The following is a 25,761-nucleotide window of genomic DNA, read 5'->3' on the forward strand; positions in this document are numbered from 1 at the left end:
TCGGCACCACCCCTCCGGCGCCTTTACACTGTACGAAGACGCGACTCGTCTTCGAGCCGCACGCCAGAAAGGGCCCACGAGGAATGCCGGGGATGACGACAGCGCCACTCTCATGACACGCGCGACGCGATGACGACACGGGACGAACTGTTTCCCGGGTCGGACGCGACTTCCGTGGCACACCGTGAGTTCGACTGGTCGTCCACACCGCTCGGCCCCGTGGAGTCGTGGCCCACCGCGTTGGTCACCGCGATCCGTACGGTTCTGCCGTCCCGCGTGGGCATGCTGATCTGGTGGGGCGACGACCTCGTCCAGATCTTCAACGAGGCCTACACGCCCATGGCGGGCGAACTGTTCCCGAAGGCAGTGGGCCAACGAGCAGAGGACTGCTGGCACATCGCCTGGGACTCCCTGGGGCCACTCGCGATGGAGGCTCTCGGCGGCACCGCGATCCACCGCACCGAGCAGCGCATCCTGCTGAACCGGTTCGGGTACGTGGAGGAAACGTTCTTCACCTTCTCCTACAGTCCGATCCTCGCCGAGGGAGGCGGAGTCGACGGTGTCTTCGTCGCCACGACCGACGTCACGCAGCAGGTCCTGGCCGATCGACGAATGGCGGTTCTCCGCGATCTGGGAACGATGACAGTCGGCGCGAAGGGCATCGACGCCGTCTGCCGGGAGTCGCTGGATCTGCTGTCCGGCAACACGGACATCCCGTTCGCGTCGATCCACCTCCACCAGGACGACGGTCTCGGACCGGCGTCGTTCAGACCTGTCGCCGTCACCACGACCTCGACGACCGCCGCCGTCGATCCCGACGTGATGCTCCGAGTCACGGCCACCGGCGTGGCCGAGAACGTCGAGATGGGCGATCAATCGGCTCTCGTGTTGCCGCTGCGCACATCGTCCGACGAATCGACGGGAGTCCTCGTCGCGGGCATCAGCGAATTCCGCCGACTCGACGATCCCTACCGGGTGTTCCTCGACGTCGTCGCCGACAGGATCTCGACCGCCCTCACCGATGCGTACGCCTACGCTGCCGAAGTTCGTCGGGTGGCCGACCTCGAAGAGTTGGACACCGCGAAGACGAGGTTCTTCGAGAACGTCAGCCACGAATTCCGGACGCCGCTGACGCTGCTGCTCGGTCCGCTCGGGGAGGTGCTCGAGGATCAGCAGAACGCGCTGCCGTCGTCGCACCTGCGGTCTCTGCAGTCGGCTCGCCGCGCGGCCCTGCGACTCCAACGCCTGGTGGACACCCTCCTCGATGTCGCTCGCGGCGACGCCGGGGGCTTCGAGGTGACGCCCGAACCGACAGACATCGTCGCCCTGACCACGGAGTGCGTCTCGATGTTCCGGGACGCCACCGAGCGCTCCGGGGTGACCCTGAGCGTCGACGTCGACGGTGTGAGCGATCCGCACGTCGAGATCGACCGCACGATGTGGACCCACGTCGTCATGAATCTGATCTCGAATGCGGTCAAGTTCACCACCGAGGGGTCGATCACGGTGACGTTGTCCGCGTCCGACCGCGGTTTGACCGTGGCCGTCGCCGACACCGGACTCGGCATATCCGAGGCGGACCGACCCAAGGTGTTCGACCGCTTCTTCCAGGTCCCCAGCATCGACGGACGCAGTCGCGAGGGATCCGGAGTGGGTCTGTCGTTGGTGTCGGACCTGGTCTCCGCGATGGACGGCTCGATCACCGTCGACGGGAACTCCCCTCGCGGCTCGATCTTCACCGTCACCGTTCCCCTGGTTCCGTCCGCCGCACCCGCCGCCGTCGACGCCTCCACGCGGGAAGTCACCGCGGCGCTCGGCGCCGGCTACATCGGTGAGGCCGACATGTGGAGGCCGCTCGAGCCCCGCGCGAGCCAGCCGGCACCCGACCAGCGCCGAGTCGTTCTCGTCGAGGACAACGCCGACATGCGCGAATACCTGGTGGGACTGCTGACAGAACAGGAATGGCACGTCGCGGAGTTCGCCGACGTCGACTCGGCGATCGCGCATTCCCGGCAGAACCCGCCCGATGTCATCGTCAGCGACATCACGCTTCCCGGACGCAGCGGTCTGTCGTTGGTGGACGAGGCACGCTCCGACGGTCGATTGGTGCGGATTCCGATCGTCCTGCTCAGCGCACGTGCCGGGTCGACATCCATCGTGGAGGGCCTGCGCCTGGGCGCGGACGACTACGTGACCAAACCGTTCCAGCCGACGGAGCTGGTGGCGCGTATCAGGGTGCACCTGGAACTGGCGCGACTGCGCGAGCAGCTGCTCGGGCGGGCGGAGCGCGAAGTGTCCTCTCTGCGAACAGCTCTGGACAGCCGTAGCGTGCTGAGCCAGGCGGTGGGAGTGATGATGGTGACCGCGAGGATGACGCCCGAGGCGGCGTTCGACCACATCGCGACGCAGAGCCAGGCGGCCAACGTCAAGGCGCGAGTCATCGCCGAGAAGATCGTGGCGCAGTTCGTCGAGGACCTGGACAACGACTCGGACGCTGCGACGGAGACCTAGGGGCCGCGAGAATGACGCAGCGTAAGCCGTGGGACATCAGCGTCCAGACCTGGGTGGACCGTCAGATCCGCGAGGCACAGGACAAGGGCGCGTTCGACGATCTGCCCGGCCTGGGCAAGCCCATCCCCCCGTCCTCGACCGACGAACTGTCGTGGGTACGTGGGTATCTCGAGCGGGAGAATCTTCCCGGCGACGCGTTGCTCCCCACTCCGCTGCGACTGCGCAAGGAAGTCGAACGCCTCCCCGAGACGCTGCGGGACGTGCGCTCCGAAGAGCAGGTCCGCGCCGTCGTCAAGGACTTGAATGCGCGCATCATGGACTGGCTCCGCGCGCCTGTCGGACCGCAGATTCCCATCGGACGTGTCGACGCCGACGAGACCGTCGAGCACTGGGCCCGTGCACGGGACGAGCGTCGGCAGCGTCTGGCCGCCGCGAAAGCTGCGCTCAGCGAGCCCGTGCGTCCATCACCCGCTGAGTCACCGGCTCGACGACGCGGGCTGCGATGGGGCCGACGACGGCCATGATGAGCACGTAGGCCGTGGCCAGCGCGGCCAGTTCGTCCTCCACCGCCCCGGCGGCCACGGCCAGACCCGCGATGACGATGGAGAATTCGCCGCGCGCGATCAGCGCGGCGCCGGCACGCATCCGGCCGAGCTGCCCCACACCGATCCGGCGGGCTGCCCACGCTCCGGTGGCCACCTTCGTCGTGGCGGTGATGAGGGCCAGGACGATCGCGTACCCCAGCACGGGAGGGATGGATCGCGGATCGGTGTTGAAGCCGAACACGACGAAGAAGACAGCAGCGAACAGGTCACGGAGCGGTTCGAGCACGCGCGTCGCCGCTTGCGCAGTGGACCCCGAGATCGCGATTCCCAGCAGGAACGCACCGACCGCCGCGGAGACCTGCATCGCCGACGCGACACCGGCCACCAGCAGTGCCGCGCCGAACACCTTCAGCAGCACCACCTCCCGGTCCTTGCTGTCGACGATGGCCGAGACCACCCAGCCGTAGCGCAGCGCGACCAGGAGCACCACGGTCACCACCAGCAGAGAGATGCCCACCGCTTCGGCTCCGCCGAGAAGGCTGACCCCGCCGAGCACAGCCGTGAGGATCGGTAGGTACAGCGCCATCATGAGGTCCTCGAACACCAGGATCGACAACACGACGGGCGTCTCGCGGTTACCCAGACGGCCCAGATCGCTCAGAACCTTCGCCACGATGCCCGACGAGGAGATGTAGGTGACGCCGCCGAGGACGATCGCCCCGATGAGACCCCACCCCAGGATCAGAGCGACCACGGCCCCCGGCACGAAGTTCAGCACCAGGTCGAGAAGACCTGCGGTCCAGGATCTCCGCAGACCGGTGACCAACTCGTTCGCCGTGTACTCGAGACCGAGGAGTAGAAGGAGCAGCACCACGCCGATCTCGCTGGCGAGGTGCGTGAAGTCGTCGATCCCGTCGAGCTCGACCAGTCCGCCGTTGCCGAAGGCCAGACCCGCGAGGAGATAGAACGGGATGGGCGACATCCCGATTCGCGACGCCAGCCGCGCCAGCAGCCCGAGTGCGAAGAAGACAGCACCCAACTCGGTGAGTTCGAGCGCTGTTTCTCCCACTCGTCAGCTGCCCAGGATCTTTGCTGCGTGATCGAGTCCGTCGCTGGTGCCGACGACGACCAGGAGATCGCCCGAGACCAGCGTGAAGTCCGGCGTCGGTGACGGCTGCACCTGACCGGCCCGCATGACGGCGACGATGGAGACACCGGTCTTCGTGCGCATCGCCGTGTCGCCCAGTTGCCGCCCGTCGAAACGGGAACCCTCGCGGATCGGCAACTGACGGGTCCTGATCCCCGGCAGATCGCGATGCTCCTCGCCCAGCTGCGCGACGAGCTGCGGCGTACCCAGCAGGTTGCCCAGCGCCGCGGCCTCCTCGTTGCTCAGCGTGATCGAAGCCTGTGTCGAATCCGGGTCGTTCTTCTTCGACACGATGAGCTCGTTCGTGCCGTCCTTGCGCGTGATGACACCGATGCGTCGTCCGGTGGACAACGCGAAATCCTTGCGCACCCCGATGCCGGGGAGCAGGGTGACGTCGACGTTCATGCGGTGATGCTAACCCGGTATCCGCTCAGAGCGACTTCGGATCGAGAACGCCGAGCTGGACGGCCTTCACCAGCCGACGGGGCACCCTGTGCACGACTCCCGCCACCGTGACGGGCACAAGATCGGGCGGTGTGGCCTTCCATTGCGCGCGTCGGCTGCGCGTGTTCGACCGGGACATCTTCCGCTTCGGAACGGCCACGACTCAGACCTTCCTGGCTCGGGGCGACGCGTCTCGCTTGCCGTACCGACGCTCGAACTTCTCCACACGCCCCTGGGTGTCCATCACACGCGCGGCCCCGGTCCAGAACGGGTGCGACTCGTTGGTGACGTCGACGACGATCAAGGGGTAGCTGTGACCGTCGGTGTACTCGACCGTGCGGTCACTGGTGATCGTGGATCTGGTCAGGAACATCGATCCCGTGCCCGAGTCCTGGAAGACCACGGGGTGGTAGTCGGGATGTACGCCGTGCTTCATTCCGATGCCTTTCTCTCTATGTCCGACACGGCATGGACGTCCGTGTCGCAGGGATCCTGGTGGTACTGACCGAACGGGTCGGCCCAGGTGGACCACCGCTCGGGGTGTCGCAGCTCGTCGTCGGTCAGCAGTGCGTCCGACAACGTCGCGTGGACGTGCTCGGGATCGGCCTCGTGGACGAGCACGACCAGGGACTGCGCGCGGTCACCGAAGTCGTCGTCCCATCCGAGTGCCGCGAGAGCCCGCCGCGCCGTCGGCACGTCCTCGTATTCGTCCGGCGTCATCGCCGCGAGCCACGATCCTGCCGAGGCGACCCGGAGTCCCCCGCCGGCCGATTCCAGCCACAACACGGCGTCGGGTTGGGTGGCCACCCACATCCGCCCACGCGTGGCGACGACGCCGTCGAGAAGTACGTCGATCGCCGCGTGCAGTCGTTCGGGATGGAACGGACGCCGATCGGCGAACTCCACGAGCGCGACGCCGCATTCGGACGACAGAGGAGGTTGACCGTCGAGCAGAGGCGCATGCGCGTCGTCGACGGCGCCGCGACGAGCCGTCGCAGGAACGCGGGACAGGAGTCCGCGAGGCGTCTCTCCTGGCAGGATCCACACCGCCGGAGCCCGCGGAGAGAGACGTTCGAGTACGGCGGCCAGTCTTGCCGCCTCCCATCGATCGACCCCGGTGTCGGCGACGACCAGCAGGTCGGCGCCGCGCACATTCCCCACCGCCACCTGCGCGACGGTGCGGTCGTCCAGCAGATCGACCGTCCCGTCGGGGAATGCCCGCTCGCCGACCAGCTCGTCACCCGTGGCGTCCGGGAGCCAGGTCGCGCTGTCGACGCAGCCGATGACCGCCTCGATCCGCACGTCGTGCGACGCGGGTGCGTCGACGCGTCCCACCATGCCGGTGACGACGGTGTTCTCCACGGCCCAGCAGATCGCCTCGACGTCGAGTGACGGATCTACTCGCACGACGATGCGGCGCACCGAAGAGTCGGTGGACGTCGACCGCAGCAGCGGCAGCAGATCCTCGCGCAGCAGGCACGACACACAGCACCCCAGCCCGGCGAGATCGACCACGCGGGTGGTCACTGCGCCGTCGTCGCCCACTCGGACGGTTCGGCGGCGGACGACACCGACGGATGCGTCCGAGAGGTCGTGATGCAGGACCAGCGTGCCCTCGTCGTGCAGCGACGCGGTCACTGCTGCTCCCGGGTCCGCCGGTCCGCACACCAGGACCAATGGAGTCCTTCTGTCGGTCGCCATGGTCAGCGATCCCCCTCACGTTCTTTTTCGACAATGATTTTCACTTACCGGCGTCCGAGCGTACAGTCCGACGCAGCGCTTGTCGAAAACGATTATCAACAAGGCGATTGCCAACAGGAAGGACCGCGATGTCCGCGCACTGCGATGTCACCGGCCGGGTACCGAGCTTCGGGAAGACCGTGTCGCATTCCCACCACCGCACGAGTCGGCGATGGGATCCCAACATCCAGAAGAAGACCTACTACGTGCCCAGCCTCGGTCGACGCGTCCGACTCACCGTGTCGGCGAAGGGCATCAAGACCATCGACCGTGACGGCATCGACTCGGTGATCACGCGGCTGCGCGCCGCAGGAAGGACGTTCTGACATGGCGTCGAAAAGCACCGATGTCCGGCCGATCGTGAAACTGAAGTCCACTGCCGGCACCGGCTACACCTACGTGACCCGCAAGAACCGTCGCAACGACCCCGACCGCCTCGTCCTGAAGAAGTACGACCCGGTCGTCCGACGACACGTCGATTTCCGGGAGGAACGCTGATGGCCAAGAAGTCGAAGATCGCGCGGAACGACCAGCGAGCCGTCGTCGTCGCTCGCTGGGCGAGCAGACGACACGAGCTGAAGGAGCTGATCCGTCGGCCCTCGACGAGCGCCGCGGACCGCGAAGCAGCCCTCCGGGCTCTCCAGCGTCTACCGCGCGATGCGAGTCCGGTAAGATTGCGCAATCGAGACGCTGCGGACGGACGACCGCGCGGGTATCTCCGGAAATTCGGACTGTCCCGCATCGGCGTTCGAGAACGAGCACATCGCGGGGAACTACCCGGCGTCCACAAGAGCAGCTGGTGAAAGAGTGGAGAGAACATGGCAGTGAAGAGGGCTCCGTCCAAGAAGGGCAAGGACGATGCGAATCGCAAGCCCAAGAAGAACCCGCTGATCGCGGCAGGTATCACCGAGGTCGACTACAAGGATGTGAACCTGCTCCGTCAGTTCATCTCCGACCGCGGCAAGATCCGTAGCCGTCGCGTCACCGGACTCACCCCGCAGCAGCAGCGTCAGGTCGCCACCGCCGTGCGCAACGCACGTGAGATGGCGCTCCTCCCGTTCACCACTCGCTGAGTGCAGGCCGGTAGGGGCTGAGGCCCTTCCGTGTCAGGAGTTCTCGCCGGATTCACCGTCATCTTCGTGGTCATCTTCATCGGCTACGTCGTCGCACGTACCCACGTGCTCGGTGAGTCCGGCGGTCTCGTTCTGGGGCGGATGGTGTTCTTCGTCGCCACACCCGCCCTGCTGTTCGACACTCTCGCGCGCGCCGACCTGTCGGTGATCTTCTCCCCCACCTTGGCCATCACCGCGGTGGGGGCCTTGATCGTGGGCGCGATCTCCCTGATCATCGCTCTGACGGTGACCAAGCGCGGCCTCCCGGAGGCGACCATCGGCGCCCTCGCCGCGTCGTACGTCAACGCGGCCAACCTCGGCATACCCATCGCCGTGTACGTCCTGGGCGACGCCTCGTTCGTCGCGCCGCTGCTGCTGTTCCAGATCATGATCTACTCGCCGTTGGCGCTGACGGTTCTCGACGTGTCGACGTCGTCGAAGGACGCGTCGTTCCTCGGGATAGTCGCAGCGCCGTTCAAGAATCCGATCGTCCTCGCCGGATTGGCGGGCCTCGCCCTCGCGATCACCGGGTTCACCCTCCCCGATCCCGTCATGCAGCCGTTCACGCTGCTCGGTGGCGCCAGCGTGCCGGGGGCACTGCTGGCATTCGGGATGTCGCTGTACGGCGTCAAGGTCCTCGAGCGTGGTGCCGGCCCTCGTCGGGACGTCGCGCTCGCGTCGTTCCTCAAGATGGCGGTCCTGCCGGTGCTGACCTACGCGCTGGCGCGATGGGGCTGGAACCTGGACGGGCACGACCTGTTCGCCGTCGTCGTGATCGCCGCTCTGCCCACCGCGCAGAACGTCTTCGTCTACGCCACCCGCTACGGCCGGGGCACGGTCCTGGCGCGCGACACGGCCTTCGTCACCACGATCGTGTCCATCCCGGTCATCGCCGTCGTCGCCGCGCTGCTCGCCTAGTCCGGAAACCGCGCTACCGTGGAGGCCATGAGGTCGTTCGCGTTGGGGTTGCTGATGTGTCTCGCACTCGGCGGCTGCGGATCCTCCGACTCCACCGAGCCCACCGACATCGAGACGGGGGCGGCCACGCCGACCGATCTGGTACCCGTTCCCGGGTCACCTCCGGTCCCCCACCAGGTCGCCGCCGACCAGGTCGGCACCTCGTTCACCCCGGGCGCATCCCTCATCATGGCGCAGTCCACTCCGTTCGAGGCGTGGACACCGTTGCCCGGCAACCGCATCGCCGTGCACTTCGTCACCGGTACTCCCGAGTGCTACGGCGCCGATGCGACCGTGGTGGAGACCGAAGAATCGGTCACCGTCACGGTGCGCACCGGCACCCTCGAATCGGCGAAGAACAAGTCCTGCATCATGATCGCCGTCTACGGAACGATGGAGCTGCAACTCGCCGCACCCGTCGGCACACGCACCGTCCTCAACGGAATGTGATCAGCGCTTCCTCCGGGCCGTGAGGTAGTCGCTGACCACGGCGGCACCGAGACCGTCGAGGTCCGGCGCGATGACCCTGCCGCCCACACGATGCGCCATCCGATCGACGACGCGGGCCAGACCCGGATCGTCACCCAACCGGAAGATGGTCACCTGGGCGCCGATCTTGGCCAGCGTGTCGAGCTCGCGCACCGTCAACCCCAGTGTTCGGGGATGCGGCGGGTAGTCGAAGAACGCGTGGCCGTCGGGCTCGAGGTGTGCCGTCGGCTCACCGTCGGTGACGATCAGGACCACCGGCTGCGCGTTCGGATTCCGCCGAAGATGCTTGACCGCCAACATCAACGCGTGGTGCAGGTTGGTTCCCTGGTCCCACGCCCCGTCGAGACCGGCGAGTTCCGACGGCGTCAGTGTCTGCGCGTGGCGCCCGAAGCCGATCATCGTCAGGTCGTCCCCGCGGAATCGGGTGCTCACGAGGTGATTCAGCGCGAGAGCGGTGCGCTTCATCGGCACCCACCGACCCTCCATGACCATCGAGAACGACGTGTCCACCAACAGCGCGACCGCTGCCTGTGACCGTTGCTCGGTCTCGCTGATCTCGACATCCGTCACCGCCAGTCGGACCCCCGCACTGCTGTCCGTCGCGGGATCGGCAGCAGTCCGCAGCACCGCGTTGGTCACCGTCCGCACGACGTCCCACGGCTCGGTGTCGCCGAATTCCCACGTGCGCGACGCACCTGTCGGTTCGCCCATCGCGCCGGCCCGTCGTGTGTCCCGCTCGCCCCGTCGGGACGCGATACTGCCGGCGACATCCTTCAGCGCCGACTGTCCCAACTGCCGCATGGCTTTCGGCGACAACCGCCACTGCCCGTCGGCGCCCTTGTCGAGGAAACCTTCCCGCTGCAACGCCTTCTCGAGATCGGCCAACGTGCGAGCGTCGGCCGCCGCTTCCGGTCCCAGCTGACGCAGCAGGGCGTCGGCATCGATGTCGTCCAGCGCCGCACCGTTGTACTGCTGGGACAACTGATCTCCCAGCTCCTCCAGTTCGGCGATGTCCTGCAGGACGCCGGTACCGTCTCCGAGACCCATACCCTCCTGGCCACGGAACTTCTGCGCTCCGTCCCAGTCCTCGCCGGGGCGTGCGGACTGGAGGTTCTGATCCAGGCGTGCCAGCTGATCCATCAGCTCCTGGCTGCCGAAGGCTTGCTGCGCCAAGGCATCGAGCTCCGCCCGCTGCTCGGGAGACAGTGAGTTCCGCAGCCGCTGCGCCGCCGCGGATCGTTCGGCCAGCGCATCGATGAGGTCGTCGATCGTCTCCGGATTCTCCGGGAAGTGCTGCCCGTGCTCCTGCATGAACTTCTCGAACTGCTCGTCCGTGTTCTCACCGCGGCCGTGAGCGTCGAGCAGATCGTTGAGGTCGGACAACATCTTTGCGACCGCGGCGCGATCTTCCTCGGTCGCTCCTTCGAGCGCCTGCTTCATACCCTTGAAGCGTTGGTCGAGAACCTCGCGTCCCAGCAGATCCTTGATCTTCTCGAAGTTCTCGCGAGCCTCACTGCTGCGCCAGTCGTAGTCGGACAGCTCCTGCACGGCCTGCGCCGTCGACGGTGGGAGTTCCGCGATCTGCATCTCCTGGAACCGGGCATCGTCGTCGAGGGCACGAGCCAGCGTCTTGCGCTCCTCGAGCACGGCCTTGTCCAGCAGTTCGCGCACTTCCTGCAGCGTGCCGTCGAGATTCTTGTTCTTCAGGAGTTCGCGACGACGCCGGTTCGCGCGCGCCGCCAGGTCGTCGAGACCCGTCATGTTCTTCGTGCCGCGTCGCAGCATCTCCTGCAGGGCGCGACGAGGAGACGAGCCCTCCAGCACGTCCTGCCCGATCGCGTCGAGCGCTTCACGGAGATCGACCGGTGGCGCGAGTGGGTCCGGACCGTCGACATAGGGGCCGTACCGGGAATTACCTGCCATCAGCTGTACACCGTCTGCCCGTCGTCCCCGGTGTCCTTTCCGATGCGCCGGGCAAGGTACAGACCTTCGAGTGCCAGCTCGACTGCCGCGGCGCGCTCACCGTCGGACGTCGCCCCGAGTCGCTCCGAAAGCTCGTCGAGCACAGGCAGATCCGGCAACTCGTCGAGAAGGACCTTGGCGGTGACACGGTCGCCCGTCACCACGGGCTCGCCCTGCTCGACAGCGGTGACCAACGAACTCAGGTCGATGCCGCCCAGCAGATCGCGGGCGGTGTCCGCGGTCGCACGTCGCAGCAGGTGGTTCAAAACCTCGATCTCTCGGCCTTCCTCGCCGGACTCGAACTCGACCTTGCCGCGCAGCACGTCGACGATCGTCTGCGTGTCCACGGGACGCGCTACCGGATCGGCTTCGCCGAGGACCGCAGCGCGGTGAACGGCTGCGGCGCCGACGGTCTCGGCAGCGGCGACGGCGAATCGAGCGGAGACGCCCGAGCGCTGATCGACCGACGCGGATTCGCGCAGCAACCGGGTGAACCGGGCGAGCACTTCGAGAACGTGTCCCGGAACGGTAGCCGTCAGGTCGGCTTCCTGCTCGATGACTGCAATCTCGTCCGCCAGCAGGATGGGGTAGTGCGTGCGGATCTCGGCGCCGAAGCGGTCCTTGAGCGGGGTGATGATGCGCCCTCGGTTGGTGTAGTCCTCGGGGTTGGCGCTGGCGACGAGCAGTACGTCGAGCGGCAGCCGCACGGTGTAGCCACGGATCTGGATGTCCCGCTCCTCCATGACGTTCAGGAGCGAGACCTGGATGCGCTCCGCGAGGTCGGGGAGTTCGTTGATCGCGACGATGCCGCGGTGGGTGCGGGGAACGAGGCCGAAGTGGATGGTCTCCGGGTCTCCCAGGCTGCGGCCCTCCGCGACCTTCACGGGATCGACGTCGCCGACGAGGTCCGCCACGGACGTGTCGGGGGTGGCCAGCTTCTCGGAGTACCGCTCCGAACGGTGCCGCCAGGCGACCGGGAGGTCGTCTCCCAGTTCCGCCGCGCGCCGGATCGAGGCCGGAGTGATGGGGTCGTAGGGATGCTCGCCGAGCTCGGAGCCGTCGATGACGGGGGTCCACTCGTCGAGCAGCGTCGCGAGGGTTCGGAGCAGGCGGGTCTTGCCCTGTCCTCGCTCGCCGAGGAGGACGACGTCGTGTTGTGCGAGGAGGGCTCTTTCGAGTTGCGGGAGCACCGTGTTCTCGAAGCCGAGGATGCCGGGCCAGGCGTCCCGGCCTTCCCGCAGAGCGTCGAGGAGGTTGTCGCGGAGTTCGTTCTTGACGGATTTCTGAACGTGTCCCGAGGCGCGGAGTTCACCGAGCGTGGTCGGGCGGGATTCTGAAGACGAAGTCACCTCTCCAACGTACGAGCCTCCACGCGTTTCGGCACGTTCTCCTGCCGGTCAGTGCCCGGAAGGGTCCGTCAGACTCTTGCCCTCGGCGTTCTTGACGCGTTTGCGTTCGAGCAGCACGACGGCGAGACCTGCGGCCCACAGCACGACAGCCGCCGGGAAGCAGATCATCGCCCATCCTTCGAAGCCGCCGCCGGCCGCGGTGAGTCCGAGGCCGAGAGCGCCGAGTCCGAGGGCGATCAGGAAGTACCCCGGCCAGTTCCGCGCATCCGCGATGGCCTCACCGGCGTGCGCGCGGAAGGTGCGCTCCTCGTCGCGCGGCTCCCGTTCGGAGCTGCCTTCCTTGACTCCACCATCCGGGTCGCCGCTGGCCTGGCTGTCACGGTGCCGATCTGTCATGGCCCGCGTCTACCCTCGCTGAGAACGGACCAAACTCCCTCGTACCCGATTCCCGGGAAAACTCGGTAACGTCGAGAGGTGACCCAGACCAGTGCATACGACTTCACCGCCACGACCATCGACGGCGAGCCCGTCGACCTCGCCGACTACAAGGGCAAGCCCCTTCTGATCGTCAACACCGCATCGCAGTGTGGGTTCACCCCGCAGTACGAGGGACTCGAGGTCCTGAACAAGACGTACGCACCGAAGGGCCTGGTCATCCTCGGTTTCCCGTGTGACCAGTTCGGACACCAGGAGCCGGGTGACGCGGAGGAGATCAAGAACTTCTGCTCCCTGCGCTACGACGTCACCTTCCCGCTGCACGAGAAGATCGAGGTCAACGGAGACGGCGCGCATCCGCTGTACAAGTGGTTGCGTGAACAGAAGTCGGGCATGCTCGGCAGCCGCATCAAGTGGAACTTCACCAAGTTCCTCGTCGACGCCGACGGCCAGGTGGTCGACCGTTTCGGGCCGACCACCAAGCCGGAGAAGCTGGCCAAGCCCATCGAGAAGGTCCTCGGCGGGTCCTGACCGTTCGGTTCCCCGCGAGAGGTCAGTGGGCGAAGTGACGCGAGCCGGTGAGGTACATCGTCACACCGGCCTCGCGCGCGGCGTCCACGACCTCGTTGTCGCGGATCGACCCACCGGGCTGCACGACGGCGGCCACACCCGCGGCGGCGAGGATCTGGAAACCGTCCGGGAACGGGAAGAAGGCGTCGGACGCGGCGACCGCACCGGTGGTGCGGTCCCCGGCGCGGCGCACTGCCAACTCCGCTGAGTCGACTCGGTTGACCTGTCCCATCCCGACCCCGACCGAGGCACCGTCGGCGGCGATGAGGATGGCGTTGGACTTGACCGCACGGCACGCACGCCACGCGAACTGCAGGTCCGCCAGAGTCGCCTCGTCGGCGGGCTCACCGACCGCCAGAGTCCACCCCGACGGGTCGTCGCCCTCGGCGTCGAGAAGGTCGCGATCCTGGAGAAGGAGTCCGCCGGAAATCTGCTTGATCTCCGGCGTCGGCTGAGGTGGCTCGCAGATCAGCACACGGATGTTCTTCTTGCGCTGCAGAACTCCCAAGGCACCGTCCGCGTAGGACGGCGCGATGATGACCTCGGTGAAGATCTCCGCGACCTGCTCGGCCATCTCGACGGTGATCTCGCGGTTGGAGGCGATCACGCCGCCGTAGGCGCTGACCGGGTCGCACGCGTGCGCCTTGCGGTGAGCCTCCGCGATGGAGTCGGTGGTCGAGACGGCGATGCCGCACGGGTTGGCGTGCTTGATGATGGCGACGCACGGCAACTCGTGGTCGTACGCGGCGCGCCACGCGGCGTCACCGTCGGTGAAGTTGTTGTAGGACATCTCCTTGCCGTGCACCTGCTCGGCGCGCGCGATTCCGGCGGGGGCCGACGGGTCGACGTACAGGGCGCCGGCCTGGTGCGGGTTCTCGCCGTAGCGCAGAACCGACGCGCGGTCGTAGGTGGCGCCCATCCACGCCGGGAAGTGCTCGGAGTCGTCGGTGACGAGCACGTCGGTCATCCACGACGCGACCGCCACGTCGTACGCCGCCGTGTGCTGAAAAGCGTTCGCGGCGAGGGCGATACGTTCGTCCAGCGAGAAGCCACCGGCCGAGACGGCAGTCAGGACGTCGTCGTAGCGGGCGGGGTCGACGACCACGGCGACCGACGGGTGGTTCTTGGCCGCGGCACGCACCATCGACGGGCCACCGATGTCGATCTGCTCGACGCACTCGTCGGGGGATGCACCCGATGCGACGGTGTCGGTGAACGGATACAGATTGACGACGACCAGTTCGAACGGCGCGACACCCAGTTCCTCGAGCTGAGCGAGGTGCTCCGGCTTGCGCGTGTCCGCCAGAACGCCGGCATGGACGCGCGGGTGCAGCGTCTTCACACGGCCGTCGAGAGTCTCCGGGAAGCCAGTCAGGTCCTCCACGCGCGTCACCGGCACCCCGGCAGCGGCGATCTTGGCGGCCGTCGACCCGGTGGACACGATCTCGACTCCCGCAGCATGGAGTCCCACGGCGAGCTCCTCGAGCCCGGTCTTGTCGTACACGCTGACCAGAGCGCGCGTGACTGCTCGCTGATTCACTGGGCTATTCACTGGGGATCTGAGCCTTTCGTCCATCGGTGATGACTCCACGTGCGGCGACGGCTGCGACCACATCGATCAGCAGCCGTCGTTCGACGATCTTGATGCGCTCGTGCAGCGACTCTTCGTCGTCGCCGTCGAGCACCGGCACTGCTTCCTGCGCCAGAATGGGTCCGGTGTCGACGCCGTCGTCCACCAGGTGCACGGTGGACCCGGCGACCTTGACGCCGTGCGCCAGAGCGTCGGCGACGGCGTGCGCACCGGGGAACGACGGCAACAGCGCCGGGTGTGTGTTCACGACGCGACCGCCGAAGCGGGAGAGGAACGCGGGCCCGAGGATGCGCATGAAGCCCGCACTGACGACGAGGTCCGGTTCATGGACGGCGACCGCATCGGCCAGAGCGACGTCCCATGCACCACGGTCGTCGTAGTCGGCCGGCGCGATCCGGCTGCACGGCACGCCGACCGATTCCGCGCCGCACGGGCGGTCGACCACGACAGCGACGACGTCGGCGGGGTATTCGGAGGACGACGCGGCGTCCACGAGCGAGCGGAGCAGAGAACCGATTCCCGACGCGAGAACGACGACACGAGCCGGGAGGTCCCGCGTGGACGTCGAACGCGGGGCAGACAGCGTGCTTCTCCTCGGCTGATCGAGCGGGTCGTGGACGGGATGAAGCCTAGACCGCCGCTTGTCGGAGCCTCGAGCGGGCTCGGCTCCTCAGGCTTTGCCGTCGGTCGGCAGCTCGACTATTTCGGCGTCCACGACGTCGTCCGCTGACTCGGAGCTGTCGGGAGCAGCGGGGGTCTCGGGAGCAGCGGGGGTTTCGGGAGTGTCTGCTTCTGCGTCGACGATGTCCGCGGAGTCCTCGGCGACAGCCGGTGCGGCGGTCAGTGCGGCCGGCTCTGCCAGGGTGACCGCATCCGAGCCGGTTTCGTGGTCATCGTCATCGTGGTCACGGTCCCAGCCGTGTTCGTCGTGGCGACGCATCCGGTAGGCGACCACGGCGGCGACACCGGTGCCGACGACGACGCTCCACGCGAAGGCCGTCACGCCGAACAGCGGGGCGTCGAGGCCGAGATGACCGAACGTCCCCACGGTTCCGCCCGCGAGCACCCCGACGACGACACACCCGACGCTGACGAGAACGGACGCCGCGGCCGCGGAGCGCAGCGCGTCGCCCAGGGACGTGGTCGCACGAGCCGCAGCTCGGCCGAGAACGGCGGCGGCCAGGGCCGGAACGACGAGCATGACCGGCCACCAGGCCTGCGCCGCCGACTCCGGCATGACGGCCAGCACCGGTACTGCCGGCATCTCGCCGCCGACGGTGTCGAACAGGGACACCGTGGCCGCCCCGACATGGGCTGCCGAGCCGGTCACGACGGCAGCGGCCGCGACGACGACGTTGGGCAGGTAGAGCACGGACACTGCCGTGAGCCCCAGCGCTCCCCCGATGCCGCCGCCCGAGTCGATCAGTGTGCCGAGGGTGGACGTCGACATGACGAGCGACGCCACCACCAGCACGCTTCCACCGGCGAGCAGCACAGCGGCTGCGCGCGCTGCCGGCGCGAACGACGCTGCCAGCCACGGCGGAAGGTCGACCAGACGGATCACCGACGGCCAGGTGCCGCGGATGCATCCGATCAGCACGCCGATGCCGTGCACGAGGAGCACCCAGCCGAACGTCGCGAGCGCGTCGGGCGTGCTCAGAGCGATGACCGTGGACGCGTCGTGAATCATTGCGAGCATCACCGCGGACATGGCGAGCGGGCCCGCGAGACCTGCGCCGACTACCCATGCGATGTCGCGGCGGGTCGACGACTCGTCGACCGACTTGGCCACGATGGTCGCTACGGCACGCACCAGGAGCGCCGTGGCGAGCAGCGGAAGTACGGACAGCGTGGCACCGGCGATGCCCAGAGGGACCTGGTGCACCGCGAGCCAGACGGCGGCCAGAGCACCGAACGTGCCGGTGAGATCACTGTTGGCGGATACGAGCGTCACCAGCACGACGGCCGTGACAAGGGCCAGCAACGTACCGACGGGCCGGAATGCCACCTGCAGCAGCATCCGGGCCTCGTCGGGACTCGGCCCGAAACGGCCGTGCGCGTGAGGTTCGCGGTCGAGGAGAGACGTCATCACCGATCAGGTTCTCACCGGACACCGACCTCCGGACCGAGGCGCGCCGAACCGATCAGGTGCGGTCGTCCGGGCGCTGACCGAAGTCGAGGGCTCGCGTGGCCTCGGGTGCGGCGCCGTCGGGCTCGGACTGTGCTCGATCGTCGGACTGACCCTGGTCGCTCGGCGGCGCCTGCGGTGATGGATCGGTCTGGGGCGCTGGATCGGTCCGGGGCGCTGAATCTGTCTGTGGCGCTGCGTGCGCGGGTGCGGTGTTCACGGGCGCGGAACCGACAGGCTGTCCGTACCGCTCGGTCGGCGCACCGTAGGGAGATCCGTATCCCTGTGGCTGGCCGTAGCCCTGCTGACCGTAGGGCTGGCCGTATCCCTGCGGCTGTCCGTACCCCTGGGGCTGGCCGTACCCCTGGGGCTGGCCGTACCCCTGCGGCTGGTTGTACCCCTGGGGCTGGCCGTAGCCCTGCTGGGAGTACGCACCCGGTTGCGGCTGGCCGTAGGGCTGCTGTCCGTATCCCTGCTGGCCGTAACCCTGGGGCTGGTTGTAGCCCTGCGGCTGTCCGAACGGCTGGGCGGGACGAGCTTCACGCGGCGCCGGCACCGTGACGACACCGGACTCGATCAGCAACGAGCCGACCGACGCCACGACCTGCAGTACCGCGAGAATCAGAACCAGGATCGACCCGATTCCGACCCCGACACGCACCGCGTCACCGAACGCCGTGAAGGCGGCGCCCCGGTTGAACAGCTGGAAGATCAGCGTGAACAGCGCGGTCACGGACAGCGCTGCCACCAGGACCGCGGAGGCCTTCTGCTTGGGTAGCAGTCCCCCGGCGGTGACCAGCGCCGCGAGCAGCAACAGCGCGACGGCGGTGGGGTCCCCGAGTTCACGCTCGAAGAAGTTCGAGGAATCCCCACCGAGCGCGAACTGCGCGGACAGGCCGAGAAGGAAGGCCAGCACGCCCGTGCCGATGACGACATACGAGGCGATTCGGCCTACCTGCTTCGTTCTCGCGGCGACGCGCTCGTTCGTCGACGATTCCGTGTCTCCCGACGTCGGATCCGTCGACTCGGGAGCGGGAGCGACAAGGCCCGATCGGTCCGTGGTGCTGTCGCCGCCCGCCTCCGCCGACTGCATGCGGGGGTCGGTTCCCTCGGGTGAGAAGGTCATCTCGATTCCTCTTCCTCGGTTCTCTTCGCGTTCGACCCTTCACAGTACGGACGGTGGGATCGGCCGATCGACCGAGTCTCAGGACACCCCGACAGGCTCCCGGTCCTTCGACCGCGACGCCTCGATCTCGCGGACGAGGGGCAGAACCTTCTCCCCGAAGTACTCGATCTCCTCCTGGAAGTGCAGGAAGCCGCCCAGGATCAAGTCGACGCCACGGTCGCGGTAATCGACGATGCGAGTAGCCACCTGCTCCGGGGTGCCGATCAGCTGCGTCTTGAAGCCGTCGTTGTACTGCACCAGGTCCTCGAAGGTCGAGTCCGCCCACATGCCCTGCTTGTCGGCGGTCGAGTTGCCCGCCTGCTGCACTGCACCTCGGAACCCCTCCACAGCAGGCTTGTTGGCCTTCTCGATGATTTCGCGAAGCGTGTCGCGTGCTTCCTTCTCGCTGTCGCGTGCGATCACGAAGCCGTTGAGTCCGAACTTCACTTCCCGCTGGTGCGCACGCGCGACGGTACGGATGTTGTCGAGCTGGCCGGTGACTCCGTCGAAGTCCTTGCCGTTGGAGAAGTACCAGTCGGAGTACTTGCCCGCGTTTTCCTGTGCCGCAGCCGAATTGCCGCCCTGGAACAGTTCCGGGTTCGGGCGCTCGGGCGTGTTCAGCGGCTTGGGCTTCAACGTGAAGTCGTGGATGCGGTAGAAGTCGCCACGGAAGTCGACGTCGTCCTCGGTCCAGATCTTGCGCAGGACCTGCAGGAACTCGGCGCTTCGACGGTACCGCTCGTCGTGTTCGAGCCACGGCTCACCGAGGTGGGTGAACTCGTCCTTGAACCATCCACTCACGACGTTGACGGCGAATCGGCCGTTGGACAGATGGTCCGCGGTCGCACCGAGTTTCGCCAGGACTGCCGGCTGCCACAGCCCGGGGTGTACCGCGGCGATCACCTTGAGGCGTTCGGTCGCGAGAAGCAGTGCGAGGCTGAAGCTCGTGGACTCGTGCTGGAATTCGGCGCCGTAGCTGGCCTCGTACCGGACCTGACTCAGTGCGTACTCGAAGCCGTTGTTCTCCGCCGTTCGCGCGAGCTTCTTGTTGTATTCGAACTCCCAGCTGGTGCGCTGCTCGATGTCACTGGTGACCAGCCCGCCACTGACGTTGGGCACCCAGTAGGCGAACTTGATCTCGTCGGAAATTCTCTCGGTACTCATGCATTCCTCGGTTCGATGATGGTGCGCGGCAGATAGTTTCAGGAATACCAGGTGGGCTGCGGAAGCTCACCGCTGAGGACGTGGCGTCCCACCTCGCGACGCTTGTAGGCGACCGGGTCGTGGAGGGTGTGCGTGCGCACGTTGCGCCAGAACCGGTCGAAGCCGTGGCTGGACGCCGTCGCGCGTGCGCCGAGTCCTTCGAAGATGCCGGAGGTGATCTCGAGCGCGACCTCGGTCGCTCGCGCCTTCGCCGCGGCCACGCGAACCTCGTGCTCGCCCCGCTCGTGCTCGGTGACGGTCCAGGCATTGTCGTGGATCCGCTGCTGCTCCGCCGCCACCGCATCGGCGAGAGCCTCTGCAGCCCAGAGCTTCGCGGTCAGATCACCGTAGAGGTCGATGATGTACGGCTCGTCGAGCGCGTTGTCGACAGTGCTGTGCAACCAGGCCCGGGTCGTGGTGCGGGTGTAGTCGGCGGCGGTGTCGAGGGCGCCGCGGGCGATACCGAGGTAGAAGTTCACGAACACGAGCTGGATGATCGGAACGTTCAGCGTGTTGTAGACACGCGGCTCGAAGGCCTTGTCCCGGAAGCCGGCAGCCGAGCTCCAGTCGGTACGCACGTGATCGATGGTGACACTGCCGCTTTCGGTGCGACGCTGGCCGATGTTGTCCCAGTCGTCGTGGAAGGTCAGGCCGTCCGAGTCGGACGGCACGATCGCGAACACGTGGGTATCGGTACCCGCGAGAACACCTTCGAGGACGGTCACGTCGGACACTCGGCTGCCCGTGGAGAACGTCTTGGCGCCGTGGTAGACGATCGAGTCACCCTCGTCGGTGATCTCCACGTCATTGTCACGCGGGTTGACAGCACCGCCGAAGAACCAGGTGTTCTCGGTGGCAGCCTGCTCGACGGCAGCGATCTGCTCCTTCGTCCCGACCAGCCGTGCCGCCCAGAACCACAGCAGGTGGTAGCCGAGAAGCTGGCCGATGGAACCGTCGGCGCCAGCTACCGCGCGAATGACCTGGTAGGCGGTCTCCCACGTCTGTCCGCCGCCTCCGAACTCGGTGGGACCGAGAATCGTCACCAGACCGGACTCCTTGAGCAACGTCACCTCGGCATGAGGCGCTTCGGTTGCCCGGTCGCGTGCGACGGCGTCGACAGCCAGGATTGCGGCGACCTCGTGTGCTCGCTCAATCCACTCGGCGGAGGTGGTGGGGACGGTGGTCCAGCGCGGTTCGGTGGCGGCGCCGGCGGGGCGATTGTCAGTGATCGTCATGACGGGAAGTGAACCGTCCACCTCGCGGCGGAACCACCGTTGCACTCTGGGTGATTCGAACGGTTCTGCGCCGAGGCCAGAGCAGTTTTCGACGTTCAAACCTTTTATCGTCAAGTGGTATCAATAGTTCAGACCCGGAGGTACGGTGACCTTCCACAAATGGTGGCGGCGAGAACCGCCTTTTTCTTAGGACACGTCATGAAGAAGTCCGTTCTCGCCGGTGCAGCAGCCGCTGGTGTCGTACTCGGTGCCGTTGTATTTCCCGGAACGGCGTCGGCAGCCGACACGACGGTGACGTTCTCCATCACGGCGGGGGGTATCGCGATCACAGCCCCCGGCAGCGCGGCACTCACGGAGAACGCACTCCTCGACACCGCAACGGGTTCCATCACCGGGGTCAAGGTCACCGATGATCGACGCGGCATCTCCGGGTGGACAGCAACCGCATCCAGCACCGCGTTCACCAACGGCACAGGAGCCGGAACCACGTCGATCGCCGCAGATCAGGTGACGTACACGGGCAACCTGGCCTCGTTCACCGGCATTGCCGTCGTGACCCCCGGGCTGCCGGGCACCCTGGCCACCGCACGAAGTGCACAGGTCGCCACTGCAGTCGTGGGAACGAACACCGCGACGTGGTCACCCACCCTGTCGATCGCTCTGCCGACCAATCGCACCTCGGGTTCGTACTCGGGCGTGATCACCCACTCGGTTGCGTGACAAAACGACCGTTCTGCTGACGCGACGGTCGATATCGGTTTTCCTCCTTCTTTTATTCGGCGTCAGCGTGTCATCGGCCATTCCTGCCGTTGCGCAACCTCCATTGGACGGATCGACGGGTATCAGCATTCGATTGTTGGAAGCGCCGGTAGCCCTCGAAGGTGATCCTCGGGCGCTGTCGTACATCGTCGACAATCTGCCACCGGGAACTCTGATCGACAGAAAGTTCGAAGTCACCAACGACACCGGCGCAGAGGCCACCGTCCGCATGTATGCGGGCGCGGCCGACATCGCAGGAGCGGACGGTTTCGTCTTCGAGGACGGTGCTGCCGTGAACGAACTGACGTCCTGGATGACGGTGACGCCGTCCGAGGTGGTCGTACCGTCGGGCGGCTCCACCGAGGGACTCGTGTCCATCTCGGTCCCGTCGGACGCGACCGAGGCGGAGCGGTACGCCGTCGTCTGGGCAGAGGTGAATGGCGCACCCGGTTCCGGCGGAATCTCGACGGTGTCGCGGGTCGGCATCCGCGCCTACCTGTCCGTGGGAGCCGGGAACGGCCCGCCGGAAGACTTCTCTGTGACCACCGTGACCGCCGGCCGGTCGACGACGGGCGCGCCGGAAGTCACCATCGGCGTCGACAACACCGGCGGGCGGGCCCTCGACCCGTCGGCGACAGTGACACTGTCCGGCGGCCCGGGCGGTATCAGTGCTGCCCCGGCAACCGGATCCGGAGGTTCCATCGCGCCCGGTACGAGCGGAACGGTGACCGTCGCGCTCGACGCCGCTCTCCCCGCGGGTCCCTGGACCGCCGGCGTCACCGTGACGAGTGGCCGCGTGAGCCGGGACGGAAGCGGGCAAGTGACATTCCCCGATTCGGGCACCGCTGACGCGCAACAAGTATCGGCGTCGAGCGGCGGGACGCCGGTGTGGATCTGGATCGTGGTGGCGGCGGTAGTCGTCGCTCTCGCTGTTGCGCTGACTCTCGTCCTGCGGAGCAGGGCGCGGACGAGCACCTGACATGACTGCCCGGTACGCACCGACGCTCATAGCTCTCGTGATCCTCACTGCGGCAACATCGATTGCTGCGCCGACGGCCGGGGCGCAGGACGTGGACCCCTGCTCGATCGTGACGACGACACCCGAGGAAACTCCTGTCGTGGTCGTCACGACCACACCCGCGCCGACGTGCCTACCGGTCACCACCGACCCGACCGTCACGACGACCACTGCTCCTCCGATCACGACAACTCTTGCTGTTCCGACAACTACCGCTGTTCCGACGAGTACTGCTGCTACGACGACCACTGCTGTGACGACCACTGCTATGACGACTTCTGCTGCTGCTTCGACGACCACTGCTGTGACGACTACCGGTACGCCGACGACCACTGTTCTGCCGACGACCACGGACGCGGTCGCGACCGTCGATCTCACCACGACAACCTCTAGCACCCCGTCGACAACCGCCCCTCGGCAGCGGGCCGCGGTGTCTGCAGCCGGTATCGGAATCACCCTTGGCACCGTGACTTTGTCCGGTCCCGCGACCCCATCGCCCGGCACTACGTGGGTCGGCGCCGGGAACGCGTCGATCACGAGTGGCCTCGGATCCTGGGTTGCGACGGTGACTCTCAGTCCGTTAGCCATCACGCAACCAGTCAGGTCCGCCTACACCGTCACCGACGGCTCGTACAGCGCGGCCCAGTCGAGCTGCTTGGGGTTGAGCCCCATGCCGGCCACCACCGTCGCGCTCGACTCGACGCCCCGAGAAGTGAAGAAGTCTCCCGCCGGTCTTGTGTCCACTCTGGCGTGTCTCACCAACTGGAACTACACGGTGTCTCTGCCCTTGCCGTCCACGCTGCTGTCCGGCACCTACACCGGAACGCTCACGCACTCGGTCGCCTGACAGTCGCCCCCGCTCATTCGCCGGGTGCGGTGAGGTAGTCGTTGCCGTTGGAGTCGCGGATGTGGACGATGCCGTCGCGGAGCATGCGGTAGTGCCATTGTCTGCGGGTTTTCAATCCGTGGTGTCGGCGGCAGAGGGGTTCGAGGTTGCCGGTGACGGTCCAGCCGCCCCTCTGTGGGTCCGTGTGGTCGAACGGGACGACGTGGTCGAGGTCGCAGTCCTCGCTCGGTACGGCGCATCCCGGATGGACGCACGTCGAATACAGCGCTGTCACCACCGCCGCGACTGCCTCCGACGGCCGGTAGGTCAGCGCCCCGTCCGGAGGCGCGACGAAACCCCCGTGGCCGTCGGGGTTGTCGACGGCACGGTCCAACGCTGATGGTGGGAGCGTGCGGAGGTACTCGACCTGCTCTCTCACCTTCCTGGCTTTCGTGCTTCCCAGTTTCCCCGTGGTCGGGGTCCAGCCTGCTGGCATGCGGCGGGTGCGGCGAACTTCCCTGCCGTCGACCGGAACCGGTGGATCGTGCTCCGGGTCTGGTGGGTGGTGTTCGCTGTCCTGCGCGGCGGTGATGAGTGCTTGCCACGTCGCATCTTCGGCAATTCTCCGGGCCACATCAGCCGGAACAGGTCCCCACCCGACGAGGTGACCGGGTTCCCCCGCCAACCCCGCCGCCGTCGCAGCGTCGAGAACGATGACCGCATGGTTGGCCGGTGCGCCCGATACAGCTCCGGTCAAGAGAGCGTGCGCGGCGTCGAACAACCGCGCCGGCAACGAACTCGGATCGGTCACCCCACGCGCAGCAGCAGCAGCGATGTTCCGCCACATCCCGGCGACCTTCTCCGCCGGACCACGAATTATCAGCTCCGCCTGACCCCGAGGGAGTTTCCGCACCGTCGCCGCCCGCTCCAGCGCAGCCCGCTCCCGGACGACCCGGTGCCACTCCGCGTCGAAGTCGGCGAGGATCCGGTCGATCGCCGCCGCCACCGCACCCGGGGTGCACCGCGATGCGGCAGCGATCACCCGTTGCAGTAATGCTTCGGTTGCATTCGGAACCCCGGCAAGGGATCGGCACACCGTGCGAAACGCCGCGTACGCCAACCTGCCCGCAGTGAACGCTTCCTGCACCGCCGGACGAGCGGTACGGGTCAGGAACAGCCACTCGGTGACCGTGCCCGTGGACACCGACAATGCCGACGCGACCTCCGCCACCGCGCACGCCTCGGCGGCATCGGCGTCGAACACCCCACCGGGCCCGAGCACCGCGGGGCGCCGCGACTCCTCGTGAACGTAGGAGCACGACGCGGCGACGGTACGAGCGAACGAAGCCTGGGCGTCGACCTTCGCCGACACCAACACATCGACGGAAACTGTTGCGTCGTACACGAATTCACCCCCCGGTGATGCCCGATCAGGCCGCCCCCCGACGACCTGACCACACAGTAACCCAACCCACCGACATACTTTCGGGTCACGCAGTCGGGTCACGCAGTCGGGTGCGCTCCAGCTCGCGGCATGTCGATCGGCGGTCAACTGGATGAGGCCGAGTGCCTTTCGGCCAGGACTCTCGCGAGCTGGCTGATGCGTACGCGGGCTGCCTCCGGGGCGAGGATTTCGATGTGGTCGCCGAACTGGAGCAGTTGACGCACCGACTCGATGTCGGGGTAGCCGGCGACGACGGTGCATGTTCCTTTTTTCGGATCGGATACGTCGTGGATGCGTTTGCCGAGGATGCGCCGCGCAAGGTCGAGACGGTCTTCCGGCAGTCGAAAGGTCACGCTGACACGACCTCGCCCCTCGGTGCGTTCCTTCAATGCGGCCCATCTGGTTCGGAGGGTTTCGTCAGGTGGGAGAGAGACTGGCGCGTCGAGTAGTTCGAAGGCCGAGAGTCGGTCCAGAGCGAACAGCCGGCCATCTCCTCGGTAGTCGGCGACGAGATACCAGCGGCCGGACTTTGCCACGATCCCGTACGGGTCGACCACACGCGTCGAGGCTTCACTCTCGGCGCTACGCCGGTATCGGATTCGCAGTCGGCGGCGGTGCTGCAGGGCCGATGCCAGATCGGCGACGTCGACCGCTGTTTCCGAATCGGCGAACCACGGGGCGCTGTCCACCAGCACGAGGTCCGCCAGTCGCAGCGGGCTCGTGCCCGTGGGTGTCGCGGCCTGGCGGGCGGCGATCTTGCGTGCTGCCGACTCCCACATCGCCGACACGCCCATGCGCTCACGTTGCGCGCTGTCCAGACCCGCCAAGGAGAGGGCTTCCAACTCCGGCGGTTCCAGATGGGATGCGTTGAGCCGCGCACCGGGGAGCAGGACGATTCCACCGCTGCGGCCACGTTCGGCATACACAGGCACTCCTGCTGCCGACAGGGCCTCGACGTCCCGCAGCACCGTCCGGCGCGATACTTCCAGTCGCGCGGCGAGCTCGGTTGTGGTGGTGCGCTGGCGGGTCTGCAGTAACAACAAGAGATGCAGCAACCGGGAAGCCTTCATGCGTCCGATCTTCACAGAAAAGGTGACAGGTTCTGTCGTGATAAGTCGGTGAACTGTGGCG

General features: G+C 67.0%; 28 protein-coding genes. 12 read left to right on the plus strand and 16 right to left on the minus strand.

Annotated elements, in window-relative coordinates:
• Positions 1–129 precede the first annotated feature (129 nt).
• Positions 130–2,511: an ATP-binding protein gene (locus ASG64_RS03760; protein ID WP_056070135.1), complete on the plus strand. Its 2,382-nt coding sequence runs from the start codon at positions 130–132 to the stop codon at positions 2,509–2,511.
• Between the two features lie 11 nt (positions 2,512–2,522).
• On the plus strand, positions 2,523–3,035 hold the full coding sequence (locus ASG64_RS03765; RefSeq protein ID WP_056070138.1) for a J-domain-containing protein: 513 nt from the start codon (positions 2,523–2,525) through the stop codon (positions 3,033–3,035).
• Here the strand turns inward: ASG64_RS03765 and ASG64_RS03770 are convergent.
• The 5 genes from ASG64_RS03770 to mrf are packed head-to-tail and all read right to left on the minus strand — an operon-like array spanning position 2,956 to position 6,348.
• Positions 2,956–4,125 (minus strand): cation:proton antiporter, encoded by a 1,170-nt coding sequence (locus ASG64_RS03770; protein ID WP_042575323.1) that lies wholly within the window; start codon positions 4,123–4,125, stop codon positions 2,956–2,958. The two genes, ASG64_RS03765 and ASG64_RS03770, sit on opposite strands and share 80 nt — an antisense overlap.
• Before the next feature lie 3 nt (positions 4,126–4,128).
• Positions 4,129–4,608 (minus strand): cation:proton antiporter regulatory subunit, encoded by a 480-nt coding sequence (locus ASG64_RS03775; RefSeq protein WP_042575324.1) that lies wholly within the window; start codon positions 4,606–4,608, stop codon positions 4,129–4,131.
• A gap of 25 nt (positions 4,609–4,633) precedes the next feature.
• Complete coding sequence (rpmF, locus tag ASG64_RS03780; protein WP_056070140.1) at positions 4,634–4,807, minus strand: 50S ribosomal protein L32; 174 nt, start codon at positions 4,805–4,807, stop codon at positions 4,634–4,636.
• Between the two features lie 3 nt (positions 4,808–4,810).
• A complete protein-coding gene (locus tag ASG64_RS03785; protein ID WP_056070144.1) occupies positions 4,811–5,083 on the minus strand; it encodes a type B 50S ribosomal protein L31 in 273 nt (90 codons plus the stop codon).
• Positions 5,080–6,348: a ribosome hibernation factor-recruiting GTPase MRF gene (gene mrf / locus ASG64_RS03790; RefSeq protein ID WP_056070146.1), complete on the minus strand. Its 1,269-nt coding sequence runs from the start codon at positions 6,346–6,348 to the stop codon at positions 5,080–5,082. The genes ASG64_RS03785 and mrf overlap by 4 nt, the downstream gene beginning before the upstream one ends.
• Before the next feature lie 128 nt (positions 6,349–6,476).
• On the opposite strand from mrf, the gene rpmB reads away from it, so the two are divergent.
• Genes rpmB through ASG64_RS03820 form a run of 6 tightly spaced genes read left to right on the plus strand, consistent with a single transcriptional unit; the run spans position 6,477 to position 8,906 of the window.
• Entirely contained in the window at positions 6,477–6,713 is a 237-nt protein-coding gene (gene rpmB, locus ASG64_RS03795) for a 50S ribosomal protein L28 (protein WP_042575328.1), read from the plus strand.
• Between the two features lies 1 nt (position 6,714).
• Entirely contained in the window at positions 6,715–6,885 is a 171-nt protein-coding gene (gene rpmG / locus ASG64_RS03800) for a 50S ribosomal protein L33 (protein WP_042575329.1), read from the plus strand.
• On the plus strand, positions 6,885–7,190 hold the full coding sequence (gene rpsN, locus ASG64_RS03805) for a 30S ribosomal protein S14 (RefSeq protein WP_042575330.1): 306 nt from the start codon (positions 6,885–6,887) through the stop codon (positions 7,188–7,190). Before rpmG ends, rpsN begins: the two co-directional genes overlap by 1 nt.
• 15 nt (positions 7,191–7,205) lie before the next feature.
• Positions 7,206–7,460 (plus strand): 30S ribosomal protein S18, encoded by a 255-nt coding sequence (gene rpsR, locus ASG64_RS03810; protein ID WP_042575331.1) that lies wholly within the window; start codon positions 7,206–7,208, stop codon positions 7,458–7,460.
• Positions 7,461–7,490: 30 nt separating this feature from the next.
• Positions 7,491–8,417 carry an AEC family transporter gene (locus ASG64_RS03815; RefSeq protein ID WP_056070149.1) on the plus strand — a complete coding sequence of 309 codons (927 nt, stop codon included), beginning with the start codon at positions 7,491–7,493 and terminating at the stop codon, positions 8,415–8,417.
• Between the two features lie 27 nt (positions 8,418–8,444).
• A complete protein-coding gene (locus ASG64_RS03820; RefSeq protein WP_042575369.1) occupies positions 8,445–8,906 on the plus strand; it encodes a hypothetical protein in 462 nt (153 codons plus the stop codon).
• Here ASG64_RS03820 and ASG64_RS03825 read toward each other — a convergent pair whose 3' ends face one another.
• The 3 genes from ASG64_RS03825 to ASG64_RS03835 are packed head-to-tail and all read right to left on the minus strand — an operon-like array spanning position 8,907 to position 12,652.
• Entirely contained in the window at positions 8,907–10,868 is a 1,962-nt protein-coding gene (locus tag ASG64_RS03825; RefSeq protein WP_056070151.1) for a vWA domain-containing protein, read from the minus strand.
• Positions 10,868–12,256, minus strand: coding sequence for a sigma 54-interacting transcriptional regulator (locus ASG64_RS03830; protein WP_042575334.1), 1,389 nt, complete (start codon positions 12,254–12,256; stop codon positions 10,868–10,870). The genes ASG64_RS03825 and ASG64_RS03830 overlap by 1 nt, the downstream gene beginning before the upstream one ends.
• A 48-nt stretch (positions 12,257–12,304) precedes the next feature.
• The gene (locus ASG64_RS03835) at positions 12,305–12,652 is read right to left on the minus strand and encodes a hypothetical protein (protein ID WP_042575335.1); all 348 of its coding nucleotides are present in this window, start codon (positions 12,650–12,652) and stop codon (positions 12,305–12,307) included.
• Between the two features lie 78 nt (positions 12,653–12,730).
• Here ASG64_RS03835 and ASG64_RS03840 point away from each other — a divergent pair, with 78 nt between their 5' ends.
• Positions 12,731–13,222, plus strand: coding sequence for a glutathione peroxidase (locus tag ASG64_RS03840; RefSeq protein ID WP_042575336.1), 492 nt, complete (start codon positions 12,731–12,733; stop codon positions 13,220–13,222).
• Positions 13,223–13,244: 22 nt separating this feature from the next.
• On the opposite strand, the gene purH is transcribed toward ASG64_RS03840, so the two are convergent.
• The 6 genes from purH to ASG64_RS03870 all read right to left on the minus strand — a co-directional run bounded on the left by purH (position 13,245) and on the right by ASG64_RS03870 (position 20,583).
• A complete protein-coding gene (gene purH, locus ASG64_RS03845; RefSeq protein ID WP_442971114.1) occupies positions 13,245–14,801 on the minus strand; it encodes a bifunctional phosphoribosylaminoimidazolecarboxamide formyltransferase/IMP cyclohydrolase in 1,557 nt (518 codons plus the stop codon).
• Between the two features lie 4 nt (positions 14,802–14,805).
• Positions 14,806–15,435: a phosphoribosylglycinamide formyltransferase gene (purN, locus tag ASG64_RS03850; protein ID WP_056070157.1), complete on the minus strand. Its 630-nt coding sequence runs from the start codon at positions 15,433–15,435 to the stop codon at positions 14,806–14,808.
• Between the two features lie 87 nt (positions 15,436–15,522).
• Entirely contained in the window at positions 15,523–16,941 is a 1,419-nt protein-coding gene (locus tag ASG64_RS03855; RefSeq protein ID WP_056070159.1) for a cell division protein PerM, read from the minus strand.
• 55 nt (positions 16,942–16,996) lie between these two features.
• Entirely contained in the window at positions 16,997–18,106 is a 1,110-nt protein-coding gene (locus ASG64_RS21745) for a DUF5336 domain-containing protein (RefSeq protein ID WP_056070161.1), read from the minus strand.
• Positions 18,107–18,184: 78 nt separating this feature from the next.
• Positions 18,185–19,309: a dimethylsulfone monooxygenase SfnG gene (gene sfnG, locus ASG64_RS03865; RefSeq protein ID WP_056070163.1), complete on the minus strand. Its 1,125-nt coding sequence runs from the start codon at positions 19,307–19,309 to the stop codon at positions 18,185–18,187.
• 38 nt (positions 19,310–19,347) lie between these two features.
• On the minus strand, positions 19,348–20,583 hold the full coding sequence (locus tag ASG64_RS03870) for an acyl-CoA dehydrogenase family protein (protein WP_056072637.1): 1,236 nt from the start codon (positions 20,581–20,583) through the stop codon (positions 19,348–19,350).
• Between the two features lie 198 nt (positions 20,584–20,781).
• Between ASG64_RS03870 and ASG64_RS03875 the strand changes: the two genes are divergently transcribed.
• The 3 genes from ASG64_RS03875 to ASG64_RS21440 all read left to right on the plus strand — a co-directional run bounded on the left by ASG64_RS03875 (position 20,782) and on the right by ASG64_RS21440 (position 23,207).
• Complete coding sequence (locus ASG64_RS03875) at positions 20,782–21,303, plus strand: hypothetical protein (RefSeq protein WP_056070166.1); 522 nt, start codon at positions 20,782–20,784, stop codon at positions 21,301–21,303.
• A 136-nt stretch (positions 21,304–21,439) separates the two neighbouring features.
• Positions 21,440–22,321, plus strand: coding sequence for a hypothetical protein (locus ASG64_RS03880; RefSeq protein WP_235579476.1), 882 nt, complete (start codon positions 21,440–21,442; stop codon positions 22,319–22,321).
• A 709-nt stretch (positions 22,322–23,030) separates the two neighbouring features.
• A complete protein-coding gene (locus ASG64_RS21440) occupies positions 23,031–23,207 on the plus strand; it encodes a hypothetical protein (protein ID WP_156388248.1) in 177 nt (58 codons plus the stop codon).
• 13 nt (positions 23,208–23,220) lie between these two features.
• Here the strand turns inward: ASG64_RS21440 and ASG64_RS03890 are convergent, their stop codons facing one another.
• A complete protein-coding gene (locus tag ASG64_RS03890) occupies positions 23,221–24,591 on the minus strand; it encodes an HNH endonuclease signature motif containing protein (RefSeq protein WP_156388249.1) in 1,371 nt (456 codons plus the stop codon).
• Between the two features lie 143 nt (positions 24,592–24,734).
• Positions 24,735–25,700: a helix-turn-helix transcriptional regulator gene (locus ASG64_RS03895; protein WP_056072644.1), complete on the minus strand. Its 966-nt coding sequence runs from the start codon at positions 25,698–25,700 to the stop codon at positions 24,735–24,737.
• Between the last annotated feature and the right edge of the window lie 61 nt (positions 25,701–25,761).

This window comes from Rhodococcus sp. Leaf247, from assembly GCF_001426185.1.
GTDB lineage: Bacteria > Actinomycetota > Actinomycetes > Mycobacteriales > Mycobacteriaceae > Rhodococcoides.

Bases quoted from the DNA above. Each gene is read 5' to 3' on its own strand.
- ASG64_RS03775 (WP_042575324.1), bottom strand. From the start codon at position 4,608: ATGAACGTCGACGTCACCCTGCTCCCCGGCATCGGGGTGCGCAAGGAT.
- ASG64_RS03825 (WP_056070151.1), bottom strand. From the start codon at position 10,868: ATGGCAGGTAATTCCCGGTACGGCCCCTATGTCGACGGTCCGGACCCA.
- ASG64_RS03875 (WP_056070166.1), top strand. From the start codon at position 20,782: ATGAAGAAGTCCGTTCTCGCCGGTGCAGCAGCCGCTGGTGTCGTACTC.
- ASG64_RS03765 (WP_056070138.1), top strand. From the start codon at position 2,523: ATGACGCAGCGTAAGCCGTGGGACATCAGCGTCCAGACCTGGGTGGAC.
- rpmG (WP_042575329.1), top strand. From the start codon at position 6,715: ATGGCGTCGAAAAGCACCGATGTCCGGCCGATCGTGAAACTGAAGTCC.
- ASG64_RS03835 (WP_042575335.1), bottom strand. From the start codon at position 12,652: ATGACAGATCGGCACCGTGACAGCCAGGCCAGCGGCGACCCGGATGGT.
- rpsN (WP_042575330.1), top strand. From the start codon at position 6,885: ATGGCCAAGAAGTCGAAGATCGCGCGGAACGACCAGCGAGCCGTCGTC.
- rpsR (WP_042575331.1), top strand. From the start codon at position 7,206: ATGGCAGTGAAGAGGGCTCCGTCCAAGAAGGGCAAGGACGATGCGAAT.
- ASG64_RS21440 (WP_156388248.1), top strand. From the start codon at position 23,031: ATGCCGGCCACCACCGTCGCGCTCGACTCGACGCCCCGAGAAGTGAAG.
- ASG64_RS03855 (WP_056070159.1), bottom strand. From the start codon at position 16,941: ATGACGTCTCTCCTCGACCGCGAACCTCACGCGCACGGCCGTTTCGGG.
- sfnG (WP_056070163.1), bottom strand. From the start codon at position 19,309: ATGAGTACCGAGAGAATTTCCGACGAGATCAAGTTCGCCTACTGGGTG.
- ASG64_RS03820 (WP_042575369.1), top strand. From the start codon at position 8,445: ATGAGGTCGTTCGCGTTGGGGTTGCTGATGTGTCTCGCACTCGGCGGC.
- mrf (WP_056070146.1), bottom strand. From the start codon at position 6,348: ATGGCGACCGACAGAAGGACTCCATTGGTCCTGGTGTGCGGACCGGCG.
- ASG64_RS03785 (WP_056070144.1), bottom strand. From the start codon at position 5,083: ATGAAGCACGGCGTACATCCCGACTACCACCCCGTGGTCTTCCAGGAC.
- ASG64_RS03895 (WP_056072644.1), bottom strand. From the start codon at position 25,700: ATGAAGGCTTCCCGGTTGCTGCATCTCTTGTTGTTACTGCAGACCCGC.
- ASG64_RS21745 (WP_056070161.1), bottom strand. From the start codon at position 18,106: ATGACCTTCTCACCCGAGGGAACCGACCCCCGCATGCAGTCGGCGGAG.
- ASG64_RS03870 (WP_056072637.1), bottom strand. From the start codon at position 20,583: ATGACGATCACTGACAATCGCCCCGCCGGCGCCGCCACCGAACCGCGC.
- ASG64_RS03760 (WP_056070135.1), top strand. From the start codon at position 130: ATGACGACACGGGACGAACTGTTTCCCGGGTCGGACGCGACTTCCGTG.
- rpmB (WP_042575328.1), top strand. From the start codon at position 6,477: ATGTCCGCGCACTGCGATGTCACCGGCCGGGTACCGAGCTTCGGGAAG.